The sequence below is a fragment of the Citrifermentans bremense genome (genome assembly GCF_014218275.1).
Taxonomy (GTDB): Bacteria; Desulfobacterota; Desulfuromonadia; order Geobacterales; family Geobacteraceae; genus Geomonas; species Geomonas pelophila.
In genome coordinates, this window is the sequence record NZ_AP023213.1 from 3170409 (window position 1) to 3192613 (window position 22205).

Annotated in this window: 19 protein-coding genes; 7 read left to right on the top strand and 12 right to left on the bottom strand. The window is 61.6% G+C overall.

Going from position 1 to position 22205, the window contains the following annotated elements; genetic code table 11:
• The first annotated feature begins 582 nt into the window (after positions 1-582).
• Genes GEOBRER4_RS13860 through GEOBRER4_RS13870 form a run of 3 tightly spaced genes read left to right on the top strand, consistent with a single transcriptional unit; the run spans position 583 to position 2517 of the window.
• On the top strand, positions 583-1296 hold the full coding sequence (locus GEOBRER4_RS13860; RefSeq protein ID WP_185242805.1) for an AzlC family ABC transporter permease: 714 nt from the start codon (positions 583-585) through the stop codon (positions 1294-1296).
• Positions 1280-1591 (top strand): AzlD family protein, encoded by a 312-nt coding sequence (locus GEOBRER4_RS13865; RefSeq protein ID WP_185242806.1) that lies wholly within the window; start codon positions 1280-1282, stop codon positions 1589-1591. Before GEOBRER4_RS13860 ends, GEOBRER4_RS13865 begins: the two co-directional genes overlap by 17 nt.
• A 17-nt stretch (positions 1592-1608) precedes the next feature.
• On the top strand, positions 1609-2517 hold the full coding sequence (locus tag GEOBRER4_RS13870; protein ID WP_185242807.1) for an AEC family transporter: 909 nt from the start codon (positions 1609-1611) through the stop codon (positions 2515-2517).
• 76 nt (positions 2518-2593) lie between these two features.
• Here GEOBRER4_RS13870 and GEOBRER4_RS13875 read toward each other — a convergent pair whose 3' ends face one another.
• Genes GEOBRER4_RS13875 through GEOBRER4_RS13885 form a run of 3 tightly spaced genes read right to left on the bottom strand, consistent with a single transcriptional unit; the run spans position 2594 to position 3877 of the window.
• The gene (locus GEOBRER4_RS13875; protein WP_185242808.1) at positions 2594-2866 is read right to left on the bottom strand and encodes a YtxH domain-containing protein; all 273 of its coding nucleotides are present in this window, start codon (positions 2864-2866) and stop codon (positions 2594-2596) included.
• Between the two features lie 46 nt (positions 2867-2912).
• Complete coding sequence (locus GEOBRER4_RS13880) at positions 2913-3512, bottom strand: DUF3618 domain-containing protein (protein WP_185242809.1); 600 nt, start codon at positions 3510-3512, stop codon at positions 2913-2915.
• On the bottom strand, positions 3431-3877 hold the full coding sequence (locus GEOBRER4_RS13885) for a phage holin family protein (RefSeq protein WP_185242810.1): 447 nt from the start codon (positions 3875-3877) through the stop codon (positions 3431-3433). Before GEOBRER4_RS13885 ends, GEOBRER4_RS13880 begins: the two co-directional genes overlap by 82 nt.
• 263 nt (positions 3878-4140) lie before the next feature.
• Here GEOBRER4_RS13885 and GEOBRER4_RS13890 point away from each other — a divergent pair, with 263 nt between their 5' ends.
• Positions 4141-6684 (top strand): hybrid sensor histidine kinase/response regulator, encoded by a 2544-nt coding sequence (locus GEOBRER4_RS13890; RefSeq protein ID WP_226377790.1) that lies wholly within the window; start codon positions 4141-4143, stop codon positions 6682-6684.
• Between the two features lie 37 nt (positions 6685-6721).
• Positions 6722-7318 carry a chemotaxis protein CheD gene (locus tag GEOBRER4_RS13895; protein WP_185242812.1) on the top strand — a complete coding sequence of 199 codons (597 nt, stop codon included), beginning with the start codon at positions 6722-6724 and terminating at the stop codon, positions 7316-7318.
• Here the strand turns inward: GEOBRER4_RS13895 and GEOBRER4_RS13900 are convergent.
• Complete coding sequence (locus tag GEOBRER4_RS13900) at positions 7296-7847, bottom strand: hypothetical protein (protein WP_185242813.1); 552 nt, start codon at positions 7845-7847, stop codon at positions 7296-7298. The genes GEOBRER4_RS13895 and GEOBRER4_RS13900 overlap by 23 nt on opposite strands.
• 492 nt (positions 7848-8339) lie before the next feature.
• Between GEOBRER4_RS13900 and GEOBRER4_RS13905 the strand changes: the two genes are divergently transcribed.
• Entirely contained in the window at positions 8340-9188 is an 849-nt protein-coding gene (locus tag GEOBRER4_RS13905; protein ID WP_185242814.1) for a hypothetical protein, read from the top strand.
• Between the two features lie 11 nt (positions 9189-9199).
• Here GEOBRER4_RS13905 and GEOBRER4_RS13910 read toward each other — a convergent pair whose 3' ends face one another.
• The 5 genes from GEOBRER4_RS13910 to GEOBRER4_RS13930 form a co-directional block, all read right to left on the bottom strand.
• On the bottom strand, positions 9200-10309 hold the full coding sequence (locus tag GEOBRER4_RS13910; protein WP_185242815.1) for a transaldolase family protein: 1110 nt from the start codon (positions 10307-10309) through the stop codon (positions 9200-9202).
• Between the two features lie 10 nt (positions 10310-10319).
• Entirely contained in the window at positions 10320-12455 is a 2136-nt protein-coding gene (tkt, locus tag GEOBRER4_RS13915; protein WP_185242816.1) for a transketolase, read from the bottom strand.
• 105 nt (positions 12456-12560) lie between these two features.
• Positions 12561-13556 carry an aldo/keto reductase gene (locus tag GEOBRER4_RS13920; protein ID WP_085812092.1) on the bottom strand — a complete coding sequence of 332 codons (996 nt, stop codon included), beginning with the start codon at positions 13554-13556 and terminating at the stop codon, positions 12561-12563.
• Positions 13557-13920: 364 nt separating this feature from the next.
• Positions 13921-15327, bottom strand: coding sequence for an OmpA family protein (locus GEOBRER4_RS13925; protein WP_185242817.1), 1407 nt, complete (start codon positions 15325-15327; stop codon positions 13921-13923).
• A 243-nt stretch (positions 15328-15570) separates the two neighbouring features.
• Complete coding sequence (locus GEOBRER4_RS13930) at positions 15571-15939, bottom strand: rhodanese-like domain-containing protein (RefSeq protein WP_185242818.1); 369 nt, start codon at positions 15937-15939, stop codon at positions 15571-15573.
• Between the two features lie 707 nt (positions 15940-16646).
• Between GEOBRER4_RS13930 and flgM the strand changes: the two genes are divergently transcribed.
• Entirely contained in the window at positions 16647-16919 is a 273-nt protein-coding gene (gene flgM / locus GEOBRER4_RS13935; protein ID WP_185242819.1) for a flagellar biosynthesis anti-sigma factor FlgM, read from the top strand.
• An 80-nt stretch (positions 16920-16999) separates the two neighbouring features.
• Here the strand turns inward: flgM and GEOBRER4_RS13940 are convergent, their stop codons facing one another.
• The 3 genes from GEOBRER4_RS13940 to GEOBRER4_RS13950 all read right to left on the bottom strand — a co-directional run bounded on the left by GEOBRER4_RS13940 (position 17000) and on the right by GEOBRER4_RS13950 (position 22176).
• Positions 17000-19501, bottom strand: coding sequence for a methyl-accepting chemotaxis protein (locus GEOBRER4_RS13940; protein ID WP_185242820.1), 2502 nt, complete (start codon positions 19499-19501; stop codon positions 17000-17002).
• 36 nt (positions 19502-19537) lie between these two features.
• The gene (locus tag GEOBRER4_RS13945) at positions 19538-20299 is read right to left on the bottom strand and encodes a substrate-binding domain-containing protein (protein ID WP_185242821.1); all 762 of its coding nucleotides are present in this window, start codon (positions 20297-20299) and stop codon (positions 19538-19540) included.
• A gap of 356 nt (positions 20300-20655) precedes the next feature.
• Positions 20656-22176 carry a M15 family metallopeptidase gene (locus GEOBRER4_RS13950; protein WP_185242822.1) on the bottom strand — a complete coding sequence of 507 codons (1521 nt, stop codon included), beginning with the start codon at positions 22174-22176 and terminating at the stop codon, positions 20656-20658.
• Positions 22177-22205 lie beyond the last annotated feature (29 nt).

A 22205-nucleotide genomic window follows, 5' to 3' on the forward strand; every position in this document is an offset into this window, starting at 1 on the left:
GCGTATCGTGCTGCCAACGCAGGCTAGCTTATTAGTTTCACCTTATTTGCATTATACAATTATTAAGGATCAAGCTGCAACGCTTGCCGGCTATCCCCCAACGGTCCGCCAGGGAACCCATTCATTAAGTTGCACCAGTTGGTCTCAACGTGAATAGATTCGAAATGTAGTAAATTTTATTTATTTCTCATCTCTTTACGTTCGATCAAACAAGGAGGATCCATAAATAAGCACTTGCATGATTACATGCGGTACCGTCACCCATATGATTGAGGACCGGTATCGACGGAAGTATAACGTCGAGGTCAGCGCTGGCACGACGATAAGCCCCGGCATCACCCATGGCAGCGCCAGCAACGTAGGACTAAAGGTGAGTGGACCTGGCTGCACCCTCTTCAACTGTAGATCTTCGCCCCCCTTAACAAGTTGAAGGCAACGCTGAGTCTTCAAGAAGGGTGTGCTGTATTTTTTTCACGTCCTGCGAATCATCTCTTGAATTCTGCCCCCCTGGATAGTATGTTTCAGATCCTTTACCGGTCTGGGAAGCTGAAAAGATCCGCCAGTGAACAGGAGAAAATGTCCATGAAGGCCGATTTCTGCAGGGGTGCCACCGCCAACGCCCCTATGGCGGCGAGCGTTGCGGCTTACGGCAGCGTGCTGGGAATGCTTGCCGCTCAAAAGGGGCTTTCCTGGCTCGACCTGCTGTTCATGAACTCAGCGGTATTCGCTGGTTCTGCGCAGTTCGTGATGGTGGACATGTGGTCGCAGCACCTGCCGGTCATCGAGATGGCACTGGCAGTCCTAGTTATCAACCTGCGTTACCTTTTGGTGGGTGCTTCGCTCGGTCCCCTTTTCCGCGGGCGGAGCCTTCTGTGCAAGGTCTTACTGATGCACCTGGTCGCGGACGAAAACTGGGCGGTAACCATGTCGGAGCAGCGCAAGGGAACAGCAAGCGTGTGGTTTCTTTTCGGCGGCGGCGTGATGGTCTTCCTCTGCTGGTGCGGCGGCACCATGGCCGGACTAATGGGGGGAGGCTTGGTCTCCCGCCCGGAATACTACGCCCTCGACTTCGCCTTCACCGCCATATTCACAGCGCTCGCCGTAGGTATGTTCCAAGGGAAGAAGGACATCCCTCCCTGGCTCGTAGCCGGTGTACTGGCGCTCCTGGCCCACCAGTTCCTCCCAGGCAAGTGGTACATTGTGATCGGAGGGGTGGGAGGGGCCATCACCGCCATGCTGGCAGCGCCGGACGAGACGCCGGATTTGAAGGAGGGCGCGCGTGCTTCCGCGACTTGAAACGCAGGTTGTCCTGGCAATAGCGTTGGCCGCCCTGGTGACCTACTCGCTGCGCCTGGGCGGTCTGCTTCTTTCGGCGCGCTTCCCGCGGACGGGGCGCTTCCGCCAGGGGATGAACGCGTTGCCAGGGTCGCTTTTGTTCGCGCTGGTGTTCCCTTCGATTGTCGCAGAGGGGACATGGGGGATAGTTGCTGCCGGCCTGACTGCCGCGGTCATGCTGAGGAGCCGCAACACGCTTTTTGCCATGTTGCTGGGGATGGCGGTGGTCTTCGCGGCGCGCAGGCTTACGCTGTGAGGGGTTGGTGAGAGCTGATGGAGAATTTTGCGCTGATTGGAGTCTTTGTCGTTTTGGGGATGTTCTTTCGACGCCTCCCTGCTTTTCCCAAGGATTCAGCACAAGCGTTCAACATCTTCGCCCTTTATGTATCATTGCCGGCGGTGATACTCCTCAAGGTGCCGCAAATAGTCTTTTCTCCCGAGGTCGCCATTGCCGCGGCAATCCCTTGGGGAATGCTGGCCTTCTCCGCTGCGCTGGTGCTTTTGGCGGCGCGCCTTTCGGGGTGGGAGCGGTCAGTCACCGGGGTACTGCTGCTGGTCGTGCCACTGGGAAATACTTCGTTTCTCGGTATACCCATGATACAGGCTTTCTTTGGACCGTCAGGGCTTCCCTACCTGATCATCTACGACCAGATCGGCACCATGGTGATCATGGCGACTTATGGTTCCTTCATCCTTGCCACCTACGGCAAGCAGGGCGCACTCAACCTCTCCGCCGTGGCAAGAAAAGCCGTGCTTTTCCCGCCCACCCTGGCCCTTATAGTCGGCCTTGCCACCCGTTCCTGGCCCTACCCGGAAAAACTCGTGCAGTGCCTGCAGAGCGTCGCCACAACGCTGGTCCCTGTGGTCATGACAGCGATCGGGCTGCAGCTCCGGTTCAGGCTCCCACCGAGGGTCTTCACCCCCCTTGCATTCGGGCTAACCGTAAAGCTTTTGCTCGCGCCCCTGCTCGCCTTGCTGGTTTGCCGCTTCTTAGAGGTGAATGGGATGGTGGTTGATGTCTCGATACTAGAATCCGCCATGCCTCCTATGGTTACTGCAGGCGCCTTGGCGGTTGTCGCCGGTATGGATTCCGACCTGGCCGTGGCGATGATCGGGATCGGTATCATCCTCTCTTTCGGCACCATCCCGACGATATACTGGCTGACGAGGCTTTTTGCCTAAAAAAAGGGGCTGTCTTTCTGGCAGCCCCTCCCCTTTTATCTGCCGCTACCTGCGGTCAGCGGCTGGCCTTTAGCTGCTAGTGGTATAGCTCCTCTTTGGATTCAGAGAATTCGGCCGCTTTTTCCTCGGCGAACTCACGCCCTCTCTGCATTTTCTGGCTAAATTTCTCCTGTGCCTCGGCGGTCATGCCTTTCATTTTGGCGATGGCGTCGCCGGTGACGTCCGACACCTTCTCGCGCATCTCCTGCCCAGTCTTGGGTGCGTACAAGAGGGCTAGCCCTGCTCCCACCAACGCCCCGGCTGAAAAGCTGACCACCTCAGCCGTCGTGCTTGTATGATGCCTTCTCATGGCTACCTCCCCGGCGATCTCCCTCGCCGATCATCTGCTACCGGTCTTAAACCCTGCGCTCCCTGTGGCCGTACCAGCCCGTGCCCAAGGCCGCGCCAATGGCGTCGGCCAAGCTTCGCCACGCCTGCTTCCTGCCCGGACGGGTGGTGCCGCTTTTCCTCGAGTTCCGGGCTCCGTTTAAAAATGCCTTTGCGGCAGTAGCCGCGAGGGCGACCCCACCTATCGGCCGTTCCTTCTGCTCTATGAGCCCCCTCTTGGCCAGCACCCTGCGCAACAGCATGCCTAGCGCGCTCACGCCCAGCGCCTTCGCGGCGCTTCCGGCGCTCTCCATGGCTGCATGCTTCACCTGCTCTTCTTTGTGTCTCCTACTGCTCCTTCTCAACACGACCACGGCTGCAGTCGCTGCAGTCGTCGCTCCCAAGAGCGACAATTGGAGCGGCCGTTGCTGCATAAGTTCCATTACCCTCGCCGCGCCACGCCAGGCCACCGCTTTCGCCTTGCGTACCCCCTGCCGTCGCAAATTGGCCGGTGAGAGCCTCTGCTCTATACTCTGCACCGTTTCCGTTATATCGCTTTCCGTATGTCGGATCTGCTCCCGAAGCTTGTCCGCCGATGACTGCTCGTTGATTTTAATGTTTTCGCCCATTTTGCCGTCTCCTTCACGCTTTCCGCCGTCTGTTCAGGGGTGAATTTTAGGTGCACGAGATCCTTCTGTCCCTTAAGAACCAGCGCTATACCCGATGCAATGCAGGCCACCGCGACCAGAAGCGCCGCACCCCAAGCGGGCATCACCGTCGCCAAGCCAAGCACGACCGCCGCCAGCAGCACCAGCAATCCCGAATAAAGGAGAACCCCGCCTACGCCCATTGCGACCGCGTCCTTTGCAACGTGGATAGCTTTTCCCTTCATTTCGACAGTGAAAAGCTCCATCTCCTGCCTGAACAGCATGCGCACTTCCTGCGTCAACTCAGATATCAATTCGCCTATTGTTTTTTCACCCTTTTCTGGCATGGCTGCCTCCGTTTGTCACCTTGAGCACCACAACACTCAGCTTTTTTCTTTACACAGTCTAATGTTAGAATTTTTCACTTGGCTTTGCAAGGCTTACTGTCAGGGAGACTGCTCAGTCCATTCCCGTGCGCAGTTTGTCGCCGCCGTTTTTGATGCTACTATCACTGTTGTCCAGGCGGCACCTATTCCCGCATCTGCGCTCAATTTTTTGAGCTATGTGCCGATTAAATCTGAACTGCTTGCAATCAGCTCTGGAGGAAACAGTGCCACAGAGAGCTCCAGATTCGGAAAGAAGCGGCGTCTCACAGAGCAAATCGCGCTCGCTTGGCCTGTGGCTGAGCCCCTTATTGATGCTGGGCGCTTTGCTGCTGGTGTTCGCCCTGATCGTCTGGTTCATCGAGGGGAACGATCGGAAGAGCAAGCAGAGTGACCTGAGCGCAAGGGCGAAGACAATAAGCGGGACGGCACAACTCACGCTGGAGGGGAACGAGAGCTACCTGACCTTGCTCGCCCTGGAGCGGGCCACAGGCAAACTGAACCAGAGCCTGTTCCAACAACGGGCCAGCCGATACATCCACGAACACCCCGAAATGATCAATATCACCTGGGTAGACGCAGACCTGTATATCAGGGACGTGTCCCCCTTGGCCCAGAACCAGCAGATCCTGGGGCTGCATGTGGACCTCCCGGAGCCCAAACGGGCCTCCCTCCTGGCTAAAGACCTGCGTCTGCCGGTCTATACCCGTCCCTTCCAGGCCATACAAGGAGTCACTTCCTTCGAAATCTGGGTCCCCGTCTACCGGGACGACACCTTCCTCGGCCTCTTCGCCGGGGTCTACTCCTGTGACAAGCTTTTGCAACAGCTTATCTGGCAGGTTCGCCCGCGCTCGTACCACCTGAGCCTGGTGGACGGGCGCGGGTCGATCCTGGCCTCCTATCCCGCCGAAAAAGACCTGGACCAGAATCTATTCAAGGAGATACGTATTACCCCAGAAGACAGCGGGGTCACGCTGCGCATCGACAGGTACGAGACCGGCAGCGAGTGGCGCCTGGTCATTTTGAAACTCCTCTCGCTGGTGCTGGTGGTGGGACTGGGCTATGCCCTTTGGAACCTAAAGCGCGAGATGGACGAGCGGAGGCGGGTCGAGGAGGCTCTCAAGGAGCAGGCCAAAACGCTGGAGCAGGAGGTAAGGGAGCGCAAGGCGGCACAGGAGCACCTGCAGGACCAAGCGGTCCTTTTGGAGGAGCAGATCGACGAACGTTGGCAGGCTGAAGAAGCCCTGAGGGCGAGCGAAGAAAGACTGCGCCTGCTGCTCGATTCGACGGGAGAGGCGATCTACGGCATCGACCTTGACGGGAACTGCACCTTTTGCAACAGGGCCTGCGTCAGGATGCTCGGGGGAGATTCACCGGACCAGTACCTGGGGCAAAACATGCACGACATCATCCACCACTCCTACCCCGACGGCACGCCGATGCCCCGCAGTGCCTGCATGGTGCACCAGACCTTGCAGGAAGAGCAGGGAAGCCATGTAAACGACGAGGTCTTCTGGCGCGCGGACGGGAGTAGTTTCCCGGTCGAATACTGGTCCCATCCTCAGGTTAAGGAGGGAAAGGTGATAGGCGCCGTAGTTGCTTTCATCGACATCAGCGACCGTAAGCGCCTGGAAGAGCAGTACCGCCAGTCGCAGAAGATGGAGTCGGTGGGACGGCTCGCCGGAGGGGTCGCGCACGATTTCAACAATATGTTGAGCGTCATCGTGGGGGCGGCGGAGCTTGGCAAGCGCAAGCTCGAGGAGGGCGAGCCGATAGAGCCTTATCTGGAGGTGATCACCAACGCAGCCAAGCGCTCCAGCGACATCACCAGGCAGCTCTTGGCCTTTTCTCGCAAGGAGGTGATCTCGCCCCGCCCGGTGGACCTGAACCAGTTGATCCGCGAGTCCAACAAGATCCTGGCCAGGCTGATCAGCGAGGACGTCGAGCTCGTCTTCCGCCCCGACCAAGGGTTGTGGGCCGTCTCCATCGACCCCTCCCAGGTCGACCAGATACTGATGAATCTGGCGGTGAACGCCCGCGACGCCATGCCCAACGGCGGCAGGCTCACCATCGAAACCAGAAACCTGCAGCTAAGCGGCTGCAGCCACGTCCACCCCGACGCGCACCCAGGCGATTACGTGCAGCTTTCCGTGAGCGACACCGGGGAGGGTATGGAAAGGGCCACCATGGAGCACATCTTCGAGCCCTTTTTCACCACCAAGGAACTGGGCAAGGGGACGGGGCTCGGGCTTGCCACCGTTTACGGCATCGTCAAGCAAAACAAGGGTTTCATCAACGTGTACAGCGAACCCGGCCACGGGTCCGTGTTCAGGATCCACCTGCCGCGGCTGGCGGACCCAAACGCCTTGGGGGCCGCGCCGGAGAGCTCGGCGCCGTCGCTGTCGGGAACGGTACTGCTCGTAGAGGACGAGGAGATGCTGCTCTGGCTGGCGACACAGCTTCTGGAGGAACTGGGGTTCAGCGTGATCCAGGCGCAGGGGCCGCGCGAGGCCATCGCCATCTGCGAGGATCCGGGGCGCAACATAGACCTCATCCTGACAGACGTGGTGATGCCGGAGATGAACGGCAGGGAGATGGTGGAGAAGATCAGAGAGAAGCGCCCTGAGCAGAAGGTGCTCTTCATGTCCGGGTACACCTCAGATCACGTGGTGCAGCGCGGCATCCTGGAACAGGGCGTGCAGTACATTCCGAAACCGCTGGACATGCGGAGCCTGGGCGAGAAGATCGCCGAGGTCCTGGCGGGAAAGTAACGGCGGACAACAGGGCGCAAAGGCCCGGGCGGGCATCGTGAAGATAGAAAAGTATCAAAATGGGGAGCGGGCGATCATCTCGCCGGGCGAATATTACGTGATGTCGAAGCCCGGCGTCATCTCCACACTGCTAGGCTCCTGCATCGCCGTCTGCCTCTATGACCGCAGCCGTCGCCTGATCGGCATGAACCACTTCATGCTTAGCAACCCGCGCTACTCCCGGGAGCTGCCGATCAACATCTCAGAGGCGGGACGCTACGGTATCCACGCCATGGATCTGCTGATCAACGCCATGATGAAAAGGGGAACCTCACGCCACGAGTTGCGGGCCAAGGTCTTCGGCGGCGCCACCATCATGAACCCGGACGCCGCGCGAGACAACTTCTTCTGCGTGGGACAGGTGAACTGCAGGTTCATCCTGCAGTACCTGGAGAAGGAGGCGATCCCGGTGGACGCCATGGACCTGGGTGGGGATTTCGGACGGGTAATTCATTTCTCCAACGGGGATTTCGCCGTGCACCGTAGAAAGGTCGATTCACGCCGCAGCGACAAACTGGCCAAGCGCGACAGGTACTGCTGGCAGAAGGCGATCGAGCAGCAACAGGCAGCGCTCACCGAGATCGACCTCTGGTGAGATGCAGAAGCGGATAACGCTTAAGGTCCTGCCTGCTCCAAAGCGAGAGCCCGGCGTGACCGCCGACGGTCTCCACGGCTATGACGGCATCCGGATCATCGAAGCCGATCCTCCCCCCCTCCCCCGCCAGTTCCAGTGCCTCGATGAGATAGCGATCCAACTGCTGCTCCTGCTCAAGGCTGGACAGCTTCCCCTTGAAACCCCGACGGTGCATCCGCACGTGGAAACTCTTCCCGCCCAGTACCGGGAGCCAGGCGCAGGACGCCTGCCGCGACTTCTCCTCGAACTCCGCCGGGGTTTGGAAGGAGAAGGTCTGGATCACCGGCACCACCCCCGCTAGGCAATGGACAAGCTGCGGATCGCGCTCCCCTTCCGCATGCAGTTCCTCGATGAATTGCCGATAGTCCGGGACTCTCAGCGTCAGCACGTTGAAATACTCCGTCCTTCCCACCTCGCCGAACTGCCTCAGCACCTTGAGCGCCTCTTGATAGCCACCTTCCTGCACGGTCACCACAACGTTCCATCCCATGGCTAATCCTCCCGGACGGCACGGCAAAAAGATGAACAACGTTTTAGCACAGTTCCCTGCGGATGCAATTAGACCTCGCCCGGGGGGCCATCGTAGAAGGGTAAGCTGCCCAATAAATATGCAAAAAGGTAAAAAAGCAAGATCTATGGCGGGATATGGCAAACCAGACAAAAGTTATCCACACAGTTATCCACCCAATTGTGCATAGCGAAGCCGCGTTGAGCTTGCAGCTAGCTTAAGGCCGGCAAAATTATGCACTTTCTTGGCGGTTTTCGACGTCGCGACACTTTATTGACGATTTTTAATCTTTTACGCCGAGACAAGACGTCTGCTGCTACGGCCACGGAGCCGGTGCGGCGTTTCCGGACAAAGGGCCAACGGGAAAGCGGAGTTGAGGGGGAGGGAAACCATGGTAACATTGGCATCGACTAATCAAACTGATGCCCGGATGCAAACACCGCGCACAACCGGCAACGGCAAGGAGATACCAGCATGGCTTGGGAGCGGATGAGCATAGAGGAATACGCCGCCTTCAAGCGCAATGGCGGCGACCGCGTAGTGAAGATCAAAGGCACCTGGTGGGTGGAAGCGCGCCCCTTCTTTTTCAGACCCCTTTTCCCGTTGAGCCGCGTTGCCCCCGGGCTGGCGAACTACCCGGCTACCTCGATCGTGGGTGGCGTGCTGCACCTGATCCCGGAAAGGATGCAGGCCAACAGCAGCATGAACCTCTTCCTCTACGAGGACCTCGCAGGCTACAGCTTGGAGTCGATGGACAAAAAGTCCCGGTGGACGGTGCGCAAGTCGATGGAGCATTTCCATGCCGAACGGTTGACCGACGTGGAACTCTTCGTCAGGCAGGCGTACCCGGTATACCGCTCCTTCTACGACAGGACCAAGTACTTCTACAAGAGCGAGCGGACCGCCGAGCGCATTTTTGCACAGTGGGCCAGGACGATATTCAGCACACCGAAGGTGAAGGTTACGGGAGGGTACCGGCAGGACAGACTCTGCGCCGTGGACATCTCCTACCAGGTCGAGGATCTCGTCATCGAGGACGTCTTCTTCTCCGATTCCCTGAGTCAGCAATTGAGAGTCACCGACTTCATGCTGCACGTCCTAAGGGAGCAGGCGAGCCGCAGCGACGCGCGCATGCTCTTCAGGGGGTTTCCCAGCGGCAAGGAGAGCCTCGACCGCTCCAAGATATCGAGAGGGTGCCGGCTGCTGGCACTGCCGGCGCACTGCAGGATAAACCCGCTGGCGCTCTACCTGGGCAAGTCGGTAATGAACGACAGTTATGGGAAGCTTGCGGCCATGACCGCGCCGCAGAGCGCAGAGAAATAGCTTACGGGGGATCAGCCGAGAAAGGTCTGGCGCTTGAGTTCGATGTTGCGCAAAAGACTTTCGTACAGGCGCGCTGCGCGCTCCACCCCTTCGTTCTCCAGCCGCTGAGCCAACCGGCTCAGATCGACACCAAGCTCATGAAGTCGCTCCAGCGTGGCGAGAGCCTCCTGCACCCCTTCGTCGAGACATCCGGCCGGCCGGCTTCCGTGGTCTCTCAAGGCGGCGATCGCCTCCAGCGGCAGGGCGTCGACCGTCCCCGGACCCAGAAGGGCTTCCGCTCTCCCCGCCCCGCCGGCATCCCCCCCGAAAACCAGCCGCTGCTGCCTCGCGCCGTGCGCGGCCAGCGCAAGGTACCGGCCACCGGAGTGCACCTCGATGTTTGCCTGACGCAAAACCTTCGCGCAAGCCATTCCCACCTCCCCTTTGAGCGCCGCAGCCATCCTTTCACCCCCACCCTCTCTCTGCGCCAGACTGCAGAGGATCGGATCCACGAGAGCGTCGATGCGGCCTACGGCAACGGTGGCCGCCGAGGCGACCCCCGCGAGCGCGAGCCCTCGGGCCGCGCGCTCGGAAAGTCCGTCCTGGTAAGCCCTTGCCACGGCAAGGTAACGGGGGAGTGCAAAGACGAGGGTCGCGTTGACGTTGATCCCCTCACGCACCAACTGGCGCAGGGCCGCCACCCCTTCCCGAGTGCCGGGGATACCGACCAGGAGGTTAGGGCGATCCACCCGCTCCCACAGCCGTCTCGCCTCTGACAGCATCCCGACGCCGTCGTGCGCCAGATGGGGAGAGACACCGAGGCTTACGAAGCCGTCCCTGCCGTGTAGCCGCAGGTACAAAGGGTGCAGCAGGTCGGCGGCGAGCCGCAGATCCTCGGTCAGCAGCGTCTCGTAGATCTTCTGGGCGTTTTGCCCCTGCCGCGCCAAAAAGGCTATGGCGCCGTCGTAGTCGCTAGTGCCGGCGATGCTCCTCTCAAGCAGGGACAGGTTGGAGGTGACACCGGTGATCCCATCCTGAACCAGCGAGATCAGCTCCCCTGAGAGCAGCAGCTGACGGACGACGCCGTCTAGCCAGACGCTCTGCCCGCACTGCACCAGTGTGGCAAGGGGGGTGTTTTCCATGCTCTCTCTCCTACGATGGGGGGGAACTCCTGCCGGATCTTTCCTGCTGCGGCGCGCCCCCCCAAGGAGCTGCGCCCTGCACGAGCCCGAGTGCCAAGTCGCAGACCCGGTCCACCGTGAACCCGTACTCTTTCAATACCACGTCTCCCGGGGCGGAAGCGCCGAAACCGTCCACTGACAGCACGCCCCCCCCCGATCCTACGTACCGATGCCATCCCTGGCTTGAGCCTGCCTCGATCGCCAGCCGCGCGGTCACCTGCGGCGGGAGCACCAAGTCACGGTACTCCTCGGGCTGCTCGTCGAAGAGCTCCCAACTGGGGAGGGAGACCACCCTGACCGGTATGCCCCCCTCTTCCAGCGCAGTTCGCGCAGCCAAGGCCAGCGAGAGCTCGGACCCGGTGGCGATGAGTATCAGACGCGGCGCAACACCTCGCGCCTCAGCAAGGACGTACCCCCCCCGCAGTACCCCGGCCGCCCCGCCCAGCGCCTCACGGTCCAAGGTCGGCACTGCCTGGCGCGAGAGCACCAATGCCACCGGCCGCCCCTCGATCTGGAGCGCCGCGCGCCAGGCGGCCGCGCATTCGTTGGCATCGCCCGGCCTAAGCAGCACAAGGTTCGGTATGGCGCGCAGCGACGCAAGCTGCTCCACCGGCTGGTGCGTCGGGCCGTCTTCCCCCAGAGCGATGGAGTCGTGGGTGAAGATGTGGATCACCTTGAGCCGCGACAGCGCCGCCAGCCTGAGGGCGGGACGGAGGTAATCGGAGAAGGTGAGGAAGGTGGCGCCGAAGGGGAGCGTGCCGCCGTGGGCGGCCATGCCGTTCAGGATCGCCCCCATGGCGTGCTCGCGGACGCCGAAGTGCAGGTTGGCGCCGGCGCGCCCCCATGTTCCTCCCACCGCCCCCTGTCGGTCCCCTGGCTCAAAGTCCTCGCTCTGGAAATCTCCCCTGCCGGCAAGCGCGGTGAGCGTCGAGGGGTTTAGATCGGCGGAGCCGCCGATAAGCTGTGGCACCCTCTGGGCCAGTGCGTTCAGCACCTTTGCCGAGGCTGCCCGCGTCGCCATCCCCTTGGCGTCGGCGGGGAAGACCGGCAGCGCCTCCTGCCACCCTTGCGGCAGTTCCCCCGCCAGCACCAGCTTCAGTTCGGCGCTCTCAGCAGGGTACTCCCGGGCGTAACCTGCCATAAGCGACTCCCAGGCCCGCTCCTTGGCGGCGCCAGCCTCAACCGCTTCCCGAAACCGCGCCAGCGCCTCGGGCGGCACGTGGAAGCGCGGCTCCTGCGGCCAACCGAGCGCGTCCTTGGTGCGTCGAACCTCCTCCACCCCGAGGGGCGCCCCGTGCGCCTCGAAGCTGTCCTGTTTCTGCGGTGAGCCGAAGCCGATCCGGGTGCGCACCATGACCAGCGAGGGGCGCTCTTTGTCCCCTCGCGCCTCCTCCAGTGCCCGGCCGAGCGCCTCCAGGTCGTTTCCGTCAGACACCTCGAGCACCTGCCATCCGCAGGCTCTGAAGCGCGCGCCGCGGTCCTCGGTGAAGCTAAGATCGGTTGATGCGGCGAGCGTGATGCGGTTGTCGTCGTAGAGGCAGATAAGCTTCCCGAGGCGCAGGTGACCGGCAAGCGAGGCCGCCTCGGCGGCAACTCCCTCCATGAGGTCGCCGTCCCCGGCAAGTACGTAGGTGAAGTGGTCAACGAGCTCGAACCCCGGCCGGTTGTAGCGCGCGGCAAGATGGGATTCCGCGATCGCCATGCCGACGGCGTTGCCAAAGCCCTGTCCCAAGGGGCCAGTGGTCAGCTCCACCCCCGGGGTGACCCCACGCTCCGGGTGCCCGGGGGTAAGGCTTCCCCACTGCCGGAAGCGTTTGAGCTCCGACAGGGGGAGGTCATAGCCGGTAAGGTGCAGCAACGAGTAGAGCAGCATCGAGCCGTGCCCCGCGGATAGGACGAAGCGGTCGCGGTCAAACCACTGCGGTGAGGCGGGGTTGTGCCTCAGGAAACGGGTCCAGAGCAGGTAGGCCATGGGGGCTGCCCCCATCGGCATGCCGGGGTGGCCGCTGTTGGCTTCCTGTATGGCGTCGACCGCCAGGAAGCGCAGGGTGTTGATGCAGAGCTGGTCCAGGTTTGCGGCGCGGGCCGGATCGAGGTCGGTGTTCATGTCGCTGCTCCTTCACATGAGGTCTGAGGCGGCCAGCTTCATCCCTGGACCGCCGCCTGGGACACTATAGCAAAGTGATGGAGCAAAGGTGAAAGATATCTTGGACTACTCGGTGCTGTCGATGAAGCGCAGCGCCTCTTCCTGGTAGCGCTCCCCCGCCACCTTGAAGCAGTTGACCGAGCGGTCGAGGTCCGCCCAGACCTCCTCGGAGAGCTTCAGCCCCACAGCCTGGGCGTTTTCCTCCAGGTAGCGCAGATGCTTCGTCCCCGGTATGGGGACCAGGTCGGCGCCGCGACGCAGTATCCAAGCGAGCGCCACCTGGGCCGGGGTGGCGTCGTGGGCGCGCGCTATGTCGTTCACCATGGAGACCAGCCTGAAGTTGTGGCTCAGGTTTTCCGCCAGAAAACGCGGGTTCTTGCGGCGCCAGTCGCAGGGCTCGAGGTCGTCGGGAGTCCTTATCTTGCCGGCGAGAAAACCGCGCCCCATCGGGCTGTAGGCGACGAAGCCGATGCCTAGCTCCCGCAGGACCGGCAGGAGCTTATCCTCCACCCCCCGCTCCCAAAGCGAGAACTCGGACTGGACCGCGCTCAAAGGATGCACCGCGTGCGCCCGGCGCACGATCCCAGGGCCCACCTCGGAAAGGCCTATGTAACGGACCTTTCCCTGCTTGACCAGTTCAGCCAGGGCACCTACCGTCTCCTCTATGGGAACGGCGGGATCGAGCCGGTGCTGGTAGTAGAGGTCGATGTAGTCGGTGCCGAGCCTCTTGAGCGACCCGTCGATGGCGCGGCGCACCTGGGCGGGGCTGCTGTCCAGGCCGATCTGCCGGCCGTGGGGGCCGAACCTCCAGGCGAACTTGGTGGCCAGAACGAGCCTCTGGCGCGGCACCTCCTTCAGCACGCGCCCCAAAAGCTGCTCGTTGCAGAAAGGACCGTAGACCTCGGCGGTGTCCCAGAAGGTGATGCCGAGCTCCACCGCCCTGCGCAGGACCTTGATCGATGCGGCGTCGTCCCTGTGGCCGTAGTCGTAGGACATCCCCATGCAGCCAAGCCCCAGCGCCGGAACTTCCAGCCCCTGCTGCCCCAGTTTCCGTTTGTGCATAACCGCCTCCTGACCAAAGCTGTCCCTGGTACTAGCACCTCTTGTCAAACACAAGCCTCATGAGCGGGATGGTGCTGGCGGCCCCGGCCAGGAACAGCCCCCACCCGAGCGCCCTGCGCTCCCTGGGGCTGAACCTGTCGGCGAAAAGCAGCCCGAGCCCCCCCTCCCAGCACCACCCTGGTCGCCGCAATGGCGGAAAGCTGCGGCAGGGTCAACCTGGCTTTTTTCATCGCTACCTCCGGTTAAGGACACGGTGCCAACGAAGATAGCCCATAAACGTCTATGGGCTATCTTCGTGGCACCGTGGTTACCGTTGCCAGGGGCCAGAGTGCTGCGGAGTACCCGGTTGCACTTGGCCTTGTGGCTACTTCGTGACGACGCAGTCGATGACGGCGTTGATCCTGCGGTTTTTCTGGCGACCTTCAGGCGTGTTGTTGTAGCTGATGCGGCGGGTCGCGCCGTACCCCTTGGCGGAAAGCCGGCTGCGCTCGATGCCGAAGTTGTCCACCAGGTAGTTGACCACGTTCTGGGCGCGCTGCTGCGAAAGCTTCATGTTCTGGTCCGGGGACCCGGTGTTGTCGGTATGCCCCTCGATCACGGCGGTGGTGGTGTTGTAGCGTTTCATGTAATCGGCCACTTTGGCGATCTCATTGCGGTACTGCGGCTTCACCTCGGCCTTGCCGGGGTCGAAATCGAGCACGAGCGACATGCAGAGCCTTTCCGGAGGAGTCACCTGCTGCACGTCGAAGGCGCAGTCGATGACTGCCTCGATGCGACGGTTTTTCTGTTTCCCCTCATCGGTCGCGTTGTCAGCGATCGGGCGGGTGAAACCGTACCCTTTGGCGGAGAGGCGGGAGCGCTCGATCCCGTACTGCTCGACCAGGTAGTTCACCACCGCTTCGGCGCGGCGCTGGGAGAGGTCCATGTTGTGGTTGTAGGAGCCGACGTTGTCGGTGTGCCCTTCGATGACGGCGGTGGTGGTCGGGTACTTCTTCATGAAGTTGCCGACCTGGGCGATCTCGTCCTTATACTCGGGACGGATAACCGCCTTGTCGATGTCGAACTCACCCTGCAGGGTGATGCAGTACTTGTAGTGGCCCGGCATCGGCTCGGCTGCCGGTACCTCGAGCGGGGGCTCGGGGGCAGGGGCGGGAGTGACCGCAGCCGGTTGCTCGGCCGGAGCGGCAGCGGCCTTGGCGGGAGCCGCAGCGCGTTCCCTGCCGCCGAAGAGCCAGCTAAGACCGAGAGAATATTCCCAGTTACGGGCATGGTCGCGGCTTAGGTGGTTGCTTTGAAAGTCGACGATATGACGGGCATCCGCCCTCAGGGCGAAATCGTCAGTCATGAAGAACTTCACGCCGCCCCCCGCGTCGACGGTGCCGTCATGGGAGTTGGGGCCCCTTTGCCTGATGGTGGTTCCGCCGCCGCCGAAAGCAAGGTAGGGGACGATGGGAGAGTCGGCCAGGATGTTGTAGAGGAGGTCGAGACGGTAGGAGTAGACGCCGACGTTGTGCTCCGTCGCCTTGTATTCCCCTTTCATGTAAGTACCCACCAACTCCGCCGCGAAATGATCGGTGAAGTCATAACCCAACCGCAAGCCGCCCAGGGGGCGATTCTGCCGGAACCAGGCCTGGTCGTTGTCATCGAAGACGTAGCCGCCGACAAAGGGGGATATGGAAAATGCCCCCGCCCTTTCCCCGGCCTGCGCGGTGCTGGCCAGCGCCATCACGGCCAGGACCATCATGCAGATACAGCTGGTAATTTTTTTCATCCTGTTTCCTCCTTGGTTTAGGAAGGATCTCATGATCCTCCCGGTAATTTTTGAGCTCCGCCAAAACGACGGACCCGGTTTCGTTTTTCCGCCCCTTGCGGACCGGCAGCTGACAATTACCTGAAAGAGTTCCGGGGCTTACGGCAAAAAGATAGGCCCGAGAAAATTAACGTTTACCAATATATCCTCATTCCTTGAGGTGTCAACCCCTACATGAGCAACGACTAAGGTCCCCGTTCATTACTAAAGGCCGCGCGACCGGGTCATCTCCCGCCCCTGCTCGATCTCGTCGACCGGAAGCCCAGCCGCAAGGTAGGCATTCTTCCCGCCCGACAGAACGTGGGCTTCAAGGCCGCGCTCAGTTAGGGCCCGAGCCAGTTCCAGCGCGGGCTCGTCTCCAGGCGCCGCGCTGCAGACCACCACGGTGCGCCCCTCAGGCACCTCGGGGGGATGCCTGCGTGCCTCGTCGTCGGTCAACTGCAGGGCTTCCCGTACCTTGAACAAGGTGAGGTCGACGTCGCCAGCTCGCCGTAGTTCAATCAGGAACAGCGCTTCGCCCGCCTTGATCCGCTCCCGGAGCCACTCCGCGCTCACAGCCAGATCGCGATTCATCCTTCCCTCCTAATCCTCTCCCTCGTCTCCCGCTTTTTCGTCCACGTGTCTGGGTCCTCTTTTGCGCCTGATATTGAGATAAACGACACAGAAGATGGCCAGGATGATGAACAAGGTGAGACTCAGAGCGAAAGTTCCAAAAGAATGCTGCTTCACAACATGAACCGGTGGTTGTGTCTGCGTCTGGGTCTGTGTCTGCGGTTGTGCCTGGGTCTCTGGCATCGCCGGCCTCCTTGACAGATACTGCTGCTCCGCCCTCTGGCTGTTGCCGTCGGCGCACCAAGCGCCATTGTCTCTGCCAAAATGTGAAGGGAGCGATGCAGTGTTGGTAGAAAGTGCTGTGACTGAAATGCCTGTTACTTCCCTGCCTCCAGTCGCAGACACCCAACAAAAATAGCTTAAAGAAATTTAATGTCAAGCCGGAAAGCCATATCCTCCGCGGCTGGTTGGCAAGTCACTTCCCGCAGTTAGACAAGCTGAGGCAGCAACGGGTATTACTTGCAGCCAGTCCTGTCGGCAGCGGGGAGGCCTGGTGTAGAGTGGCAGGAGTCAAGGAGGGTCTAGAAGGCACAACAGCCGCGCAGGAAGAAGCCGGTGGAGGAAAAGTGGCGGAAATATCATGAAAGAAAAAACAGTGGGATTTTAACGGCAAAAGGCATACGATTTCCAGAGAATCGCCTTTTAACCATGGAAAAGAGAGAACCAGCATGAACATTGTCGATCAAACAGGGCTCACGCCGCTGCAGCAGGTACAGGAAAAGGAAGCAAAGTCAGCAGCGGCCAAGGGTAGTACGGCTGTGCACCGCCAGGGAGTAGACGTGGTCGAGATCTCGTCGGCGCTGGAGCAGCAGAACACCGTGCAGTTGGAACAGCTGCAGGAGCAGCGGATAGCGTCGATCAAATCGCAGCTCCAGGCAGGCAGCTACCAGGTTGATTCCAGGCTGGTGGCGCAGAAGATGCTTTCAGGAGACTCGATCTAACAGCAAAAGTTTGCAAGGCAAAAGGGCGCGTCACTCAACTATGTGACGCGCCCTTTTGTTTTTGATTCAGTGGCGACCGGCTATGCTACCGCCTGCTGCCGAAACCACGAGGCCATGCCGGAGAGTTCGTCGGCTATCTGCTGCAGATCCGCAGAGCACGCCCTCACCTCCTGAGTCGAACTCTCCGAACGGCGCGTGATCTGCGCCATGTCGTCCATGCTGGCAGATATCTGCACCACCGCGGTCGACTGCTCTTCGGCAGCTGCCGCGATGCGCTCGGCCATCTCGGCGCCGCGGTTGCACACTTCGAGTACCTCCTGCAAAGAGAGATTCGCCTCCCTGGCCAGACGCACCCCCATCGCCACATTCTCGTCCCCGGCCCTCATGGCTTGCACCGAACGGGAGGTCCCCTCCTGGATATCACGGATCATGGCGGTGATTTCGGAGGTCGCCTCGGTGGTGCGGGCGGCGAGCTTTCTTACCTCGTCGGCCACGACCGCAAACCCCATTCCCATCTCGCCGGCACGAGCGGCCTCTATGGAAGCGTTGAGCGCCAGCAGGCTGGTCTGGTCGGCGATGTCGTTGATGATGCCGATGATGGAGCCTACCTGCTCCGAACGCTCCCCGAGGTTTTGCACGAGCACCGCCGCCTCGCGCACGGACGAGGCGATGCTCTCCATCCCCTGGGCGGTGCTGGTCACGATTTCGCCGCCGCGCCCCGCCGTTTCCAGGGCCTGCTGCGAAGAGTCCGCGGCATGGGCGGCGCTGCCGGCCACCTCGTTTATGCTCTGGGAGATCTGGGTCATGGCGGAGGCGGACTGCTCCGTAGCCATGGCCTGCTCGCGCGCTCCCTGTGACAGCTCCTCGGCGGTTACCGAGAGCCGGCGCGCATGGTCGGCTAGGTTGGCGATGGCCCGGGTGAGCCCGCCGGTTATCTCGCCGAGCCGGTCGGTGGCGTGGTTGAAATGGTGCGCCAATTCGCCGAACTCGTCCTTGCGCGCGGCGTCCAGCTTGCCGCTGAAATCGCCGTTGCCGAAAGCCGCGGCAAGCACCCCCAGTTGCTGTACCGGTCTGGTGATGGAACGGGCGAGAAGCAGGCTCGTCACCAGCCCGAACACCATCATGCCGAGCCCCAGGAGCGACACGACGATGACGAAGCTGCGTACCATCTGGTTCACCGACCCGACCGCCTTCTCCTGCTCGGACTGCGCCGCCGTTACGCCACGTTTTCCCTGCTCGTTCTGCTCGGCCACAAGCTCCTTCAGCTTCAGGTTCAGGGCTCCTGCCTTCGCCCGCACCTCGATAACCTGCCGCAGTTTGCCAGCTACCCCATTTGTACCCAGAAGCTGGGTCCTGAGGGTGTTCAGCCGCCCGGCCACTCCGTGCAGCACCCCCAGCTCAACACTGCTTTTGCCGCCCGAAAGCGAGGCGGCCATCCGTTTTTGGACCGCGTCGGCGGCTGAGAACCTGCTGGCAAGCTCCCCCGAGAGGCGCGTCAGCTCCTCTACGGTTCTGGCCGCGAAGAGTTCCCTGATGCTGCTCTTAATGTCCAGCCCCAGAGAGATCAGCGTCCCGTTCATGCCGAGCACGTCGCCTGCCGCGTTGGAACCCTTCAGCGAGTCGTCGTGGCTGCGGCTTTCCTGGTTGTACCTGCCGGTGGCAAGCGTTACCGACTGCTCGATCTCGATGACGGCGCTGGCGAGCTTGCTACCGACGCTTTGGGCGAGTTGGTCGTACTCGGCGGGGGGCGCCTCCCCCGCCGGCTTGGCGAGCGCTGCCCCCTTCAGATCCAGAAGCCCCTTGGGGCCGTTTACCAGTTTCCTTACCTCGGCCACCAACTCGGCGGGTACCTTCACGCTCGGGTCCGATGCCTGCACCAGCCGGTTCTTGGAGAACTCGTTGAGCGCGGCGTCCAGTTTCCCCCTGGCGATGATCACCCCTCTCTTGCCGCTGGCCTTCAGCAGTTCGGAGAGGGCGAAATTGGCATCCTTGAGAAAATCGCGGGCGGTGGTGAGGCTCATGAGCTTCTGGGTGATTTCGCTGGCCGAGCCGCTGGAGGCCGAGAGCTGCCGTGCGGACGACTTCTGCCGCTTCTGGATGGAGTTGTCCAGCTCGGAGAGCTTCCTGGTGATCTCCTGCAGTTCCGCTTTCATCGCCTGGTCGGCCACCCGCCCGGCCTCCTCGGCGGCGATCCTCGCCTGGGTGGTGCTGAACATCTCGCTGGTCAACTGCTCCAAGCGCTCCGCCTGGTTCCCTCCACCCTCCCCGCTCTCTCCCGCCTTGAGCGCGGCAAGCTCCTTTCCCACCCGCTGCAGGTCGGCCAGGGTCCGCTCCGCGTTGCCGCGGGCGGCCTTGAGGTCGCCGGCCGTTGCGGAGAAGGCGACCTCAAGCAGGTTTGCCGTGTGTTCCTGGAGCGAGCGCTGCATTTCGATGGTCTTCAACTGGAACGGGGTGGAGCGCTCGGTGAGGACGTAGAGCTTCCCTTGGACGAACTTCATCCCCAGCAGGCTCACCCCGCCGATGATGGCGATCCCCGTCAGGGTGAGAAGGGCATTGAAAATAAGCTTCTTTTTAATGGTCATTTGGCACCCTGTTCACTTTAAGCTTGGGGAGAAAGGCTACTTCTTGACGTACTTGCTGCCGTCGCCCTTGATGTAGTCCAGCACCTTCTGCACCCGCGCGGAAGGTTTCCCCTGGGTTATGGCCAGGATGGGGCTGGTAAGGACCGGGCTTTCCACGACCTTCACGGTGGCATCGGCGAGGCCGAAGGGGTCGATGCCGATCGCCTCAGGGGTAGCCGATACGCTCTCCTTGATCTTCGCGTAGTTGGTGGTGTCGAGGATGTCTTTGGTCACCGGTTCGCCATCCAGCACCTCTTTCAGGAACTGCGCGTTCTGCCCCGGCGTCCCCTTCCCCCAGACCACGATGACGTCCTTGTCATCGCCACCCACCTCTTTCCAGTTCACGATCTTGCCGGTGAAGAGACCTTTGAGCTGTTCCTTCGAGAGGGCGGAGACCTTATTGGAGGGGTGGACGAAGACGGCGGTGCGGTTGGACCCTACCTGCTGTACCACGAGGCTCCCCTTGTCCACTTTAACCCCATCCTTCTCCGCGCCGGCGATCATGGAATCAACAGGCACGGCTCCGGTCGCCAAGTCCACCTTCCCTTTCAACAGGTCGACCAGGCCGTCCTTGGGAGAGGACTGCAGGATGAAGAGCGTGTCCCCTGTGGCCTTCTCGTAGGGAGCCTTCACCGGTGTAAAGATGGCGCTGATGGAGGCGCCGCCGCCGCCGACCTTGATCTCCTCGCCATAGGCTGCCGCCGTGCCGAGCAATAGAAAACCGCAAAGAAGACGAACCGTAGTTGCTGCCTTTTTCATGAGTACCTCCGGGATTTTTTTCGACTATTCGGTGGGAGTTTTCAAAACCTTACCCCCTTTTTTTCCCGTGCCCCCCCACGAGGGGCGAACCGCGCTCGGGTAAGCGAGGCGATAAATCGCCGATTCGCGTAGTCCGGGCAAGAAAGCGCCATGCCGCAGCGAGGGGCCTGCAACGCATATCTTCTTTAATTATGAATTGTTATCTAATAAAACAGGGAGTGGCGGACCGCTGATGTGAAACGGTCCTTAAAGCGATAAGGCGTGATGGCGGAGGAAAAACCGACGCTGCGCGAAGGCTAAACATTAATTAAAAATAATATACAAGAGAGGCGGCACCCTAAGCAGTGCCGGCCTGACTACAAGGTGGAGGCTTTCGCCTCGGTTCCCCCTTCCAGCTTGCGGATGTCGTATTCGAGGTGCTGGTAGTCCGGGAGGCGCCAGGCGCCGCCCCAGTAAAAGCCGCGCTGCCCGAAGCTGGATAAAAGCGGGTCTCCGGTCTGCAGCATGCCCGTCCGCAGGTTCCGCCGGTCCAGGAAGGGAGCCGAAGCGGCTGGTTGTATCCGGCACAAAGACGCGGCACTCCGGCAAAAATCCGCCGCGGCCGCGGCCGCCTCCCCCGCGCCGCCCCAGGAAACGTCCCGGGGCAAAGCCTGTTGCCCCTCCCGGTTCACCTCCAGGTGGGGGTTCTGCAAGGGGTTTACGTCGATGGCGGCGCCGTAGCTGTGCTTGGAGAAGACGCCGGGACGTCCGGGGACCTCGCGGCAGTTGAAGGCGGAGGTGTTGTTGGCCGCCATCGAAAGGGAGTCGTCGTCGAATGCCTCCACCAGCTCCATCCGCTCTATGGGGAAGCGGCCGTTGAAAGCGTGGTGCAGGGAGTCGATGACGAAGGCTGAAACGGAGGCATGAACCACCAGTTCGCCGTAGTGCGGTCGGCCGTCGAAGCCCCAGTACGAGGTGACCAGGTAAGCCAGCTGCTCCATGGGTACCGGGCACTCCGGGCGCCAGGACCCCTTTTCAACCATCCGCTCCCTCACCTGCGGGGGTAGCATTGACGCGGCGGCAAAGAAACCGCTCCCCCTGCGCAATGCCAGCAGGCGCGGGGCGTCCTCCAGGCGCCGGGCCATCTCCGGGGGAAGCTCGTCCGGAAGCTGGCTCTTGATGCCGCGGGTTGCCAGTTCCAACGCAGGCGCCGTCGCCACCAGCAGTTGCGGCTCCTGAGCCGTGTCGAGCCACTGCATCACCTGAACCAGCTTCTTTTCCGGCAGCGAGATGCACCCAGAGGTTTCTTTCCTCCTTTCCCCTTCCACGTGGATGAAGATGGCACTCCCCAGATCCCGCACCACCGGTGCCTCGTTGTACCCCGGCACCAGCGCGTGTTCGTAAAGGGGGTCGGAACGGAGCAGTTCCTCGTAGGAGGAGGCCCTGGTCTGGCCGCGCCAGACCCAGCGGTTGTAATCGGGAGAGTGCACGTCATCGACCCAGAGGTCCTGGCTGTCAACGCGCTGATAGGGAATCCTCCCCTGGAAGTCACCTCGGTAGCCGAACCCCTGGCGCAACGGGAACAGCCCAGAGGGGGTGCGCCCGTCTCCCTCGCGCTTCTCGAAAGGGGGTGCCACGCCGCTTCTACCCAAGTTCACCAGAACCGGCGGCAAGGCGAGCTTCCATCCCAGAAGGCTCCGCTCCAGCGGGTAAAGGGTCGCTTGCGTTGAAGAGGCGCTGCCGGTGTCGACGAAGAGCAGTTGCTGAGTCTTCCCCAGGGAGGCCGCATCCAGGTCCTGCCGGATCCGGCGCGGCAGTTCACCCGGGCTGGCGCACCCAGCGGAAAGGTAAAGGGCGGCGACTGCAAAAATCCCGAAAACGGCGCACAAAGGTCTCATCGGTGGCTCCTTCCGCACAGACATTAGAA

Excerpts from the sequence above, each read along its gene's own strand:
- GEOBRER4_RS13860 (WP_185242805.1), top strand. The coding sequence starts at position 583 with ATGAAGGCCGATTTCTGCAGGGGTGCCACCGCCAACGCCCCTATGGCG.
- GEOBRER4_RS13870 (WP_185242807.1), top strand. The coding sequence starts at position 1,609 with ATGGAGAATTTTGCGCTGATTGGAGTCTTTGTCGTTTTGGGGATGTTC.
- GEOBRER4_RS13875 (WP_185242808.1), bottom strand. The coding sequence starts at position 2,866 with ATGAGAAGGCATCATACAAGCACGACGGCTGAGGTGGTCAGCTTTTCA.
- GEOBRER4_RS13880 (WP_185242809.1), bottom strand. The coding sequence starts at position 3,512 with ATGGGCGAAAACATTAAAATCAACGAGCAGTCATCGGCGGACAAGCTT.
- GEOBRER4_RS13885 (WP_185242810.1), bottom strand. The coding sequence starts at position 3,877 with ATGCCAGAAAAGGGTGAAAAAACAATAGGCGAATTGATATCTGAGTTG.
- GEOBRER4_RS13900 (WP_185242813.1), bottom strand. The coding sequence starts at position 7,847 with ATGGGATGGAACGTTGTGGTGACCGTGCAGGAAGGTGGCTATCAAGAG.
- GEOBRER4_RS13905 (WP_185242814.1), top strand. The coding sequence starts at position 8,340 with ATGGCTTGGGAGCGGATGAGCATAGAGGAATACGCCGCCTTCAAGCGC.
- GEOBRER4_RS13910 (WP_185242815.1), bottom strand. The coding sequence starts at position 10,309 with ATGGAAAACACCCCCCTTGCCACACTGGTGCAGTGCGGGCAGAGCGTC.
- tkt (WP_185242816.1), bottom strand. The coding sequence starts at position 12,455 with ATGAACACCGACCTCGATCCGGCCCGCGCCGCAAACCTGGACCAGCTC.
- GEOBRER4_RS13920 (WP_085812092.1), bottom strand. The coding sequence starts at position 13,556 with ATGCACAAACGGAAACTGGGGCAGCAGGGGCTGGAAGTTCCGGCGCTG.
- GEOBRER4_RS13925 (WP_185242817.1), bottom strand. The coding sequence starts at position 15,327 with ATGAAAAAAATTACCAGCTGTATCTGCATGATGGTCCTGGCCGTGATG.
- GEOBRER4_RS13930 (WP_185242818.1), bottom strand. The coding sequence starts at position 15,939 with ATGAATCGCGATCTGGCTGTGAGCGCGGAGTGGCTCCGGGAGCGGATC.
- flgM (WP_185242819.1), top strand. The coding sequence starts at position 16,647 with ATGAACATTGTCGATCAAACAGGGCTCACGCCGCTGCAGCAGGTACAG.
- GEOBRER4_RS13940 (WP_185242820.1), bottom strand. The coding sequence starts at position 19,501 with ATGACCATTAAAAAGAAGCTTATTTTCAATGCCCTTCTCACCCTGACG.
- GEOBRER4_RS13945 (WP_185242821.1), bottom strand. The coding sequence starts at position 20,299 with ATGAAAAAGGCAGCAACTACGGTTCGTCTTCTTTGCGGTTTTCTATTG.
- GEOBRER4_RS13950 (WP_185242822.1), bottom strand. The coding sequence starts at position 22,176 with ATGAGACCTTTGTGCGCCGTTTTCGGGATTTTTGCAGTCGCCGCCCTT.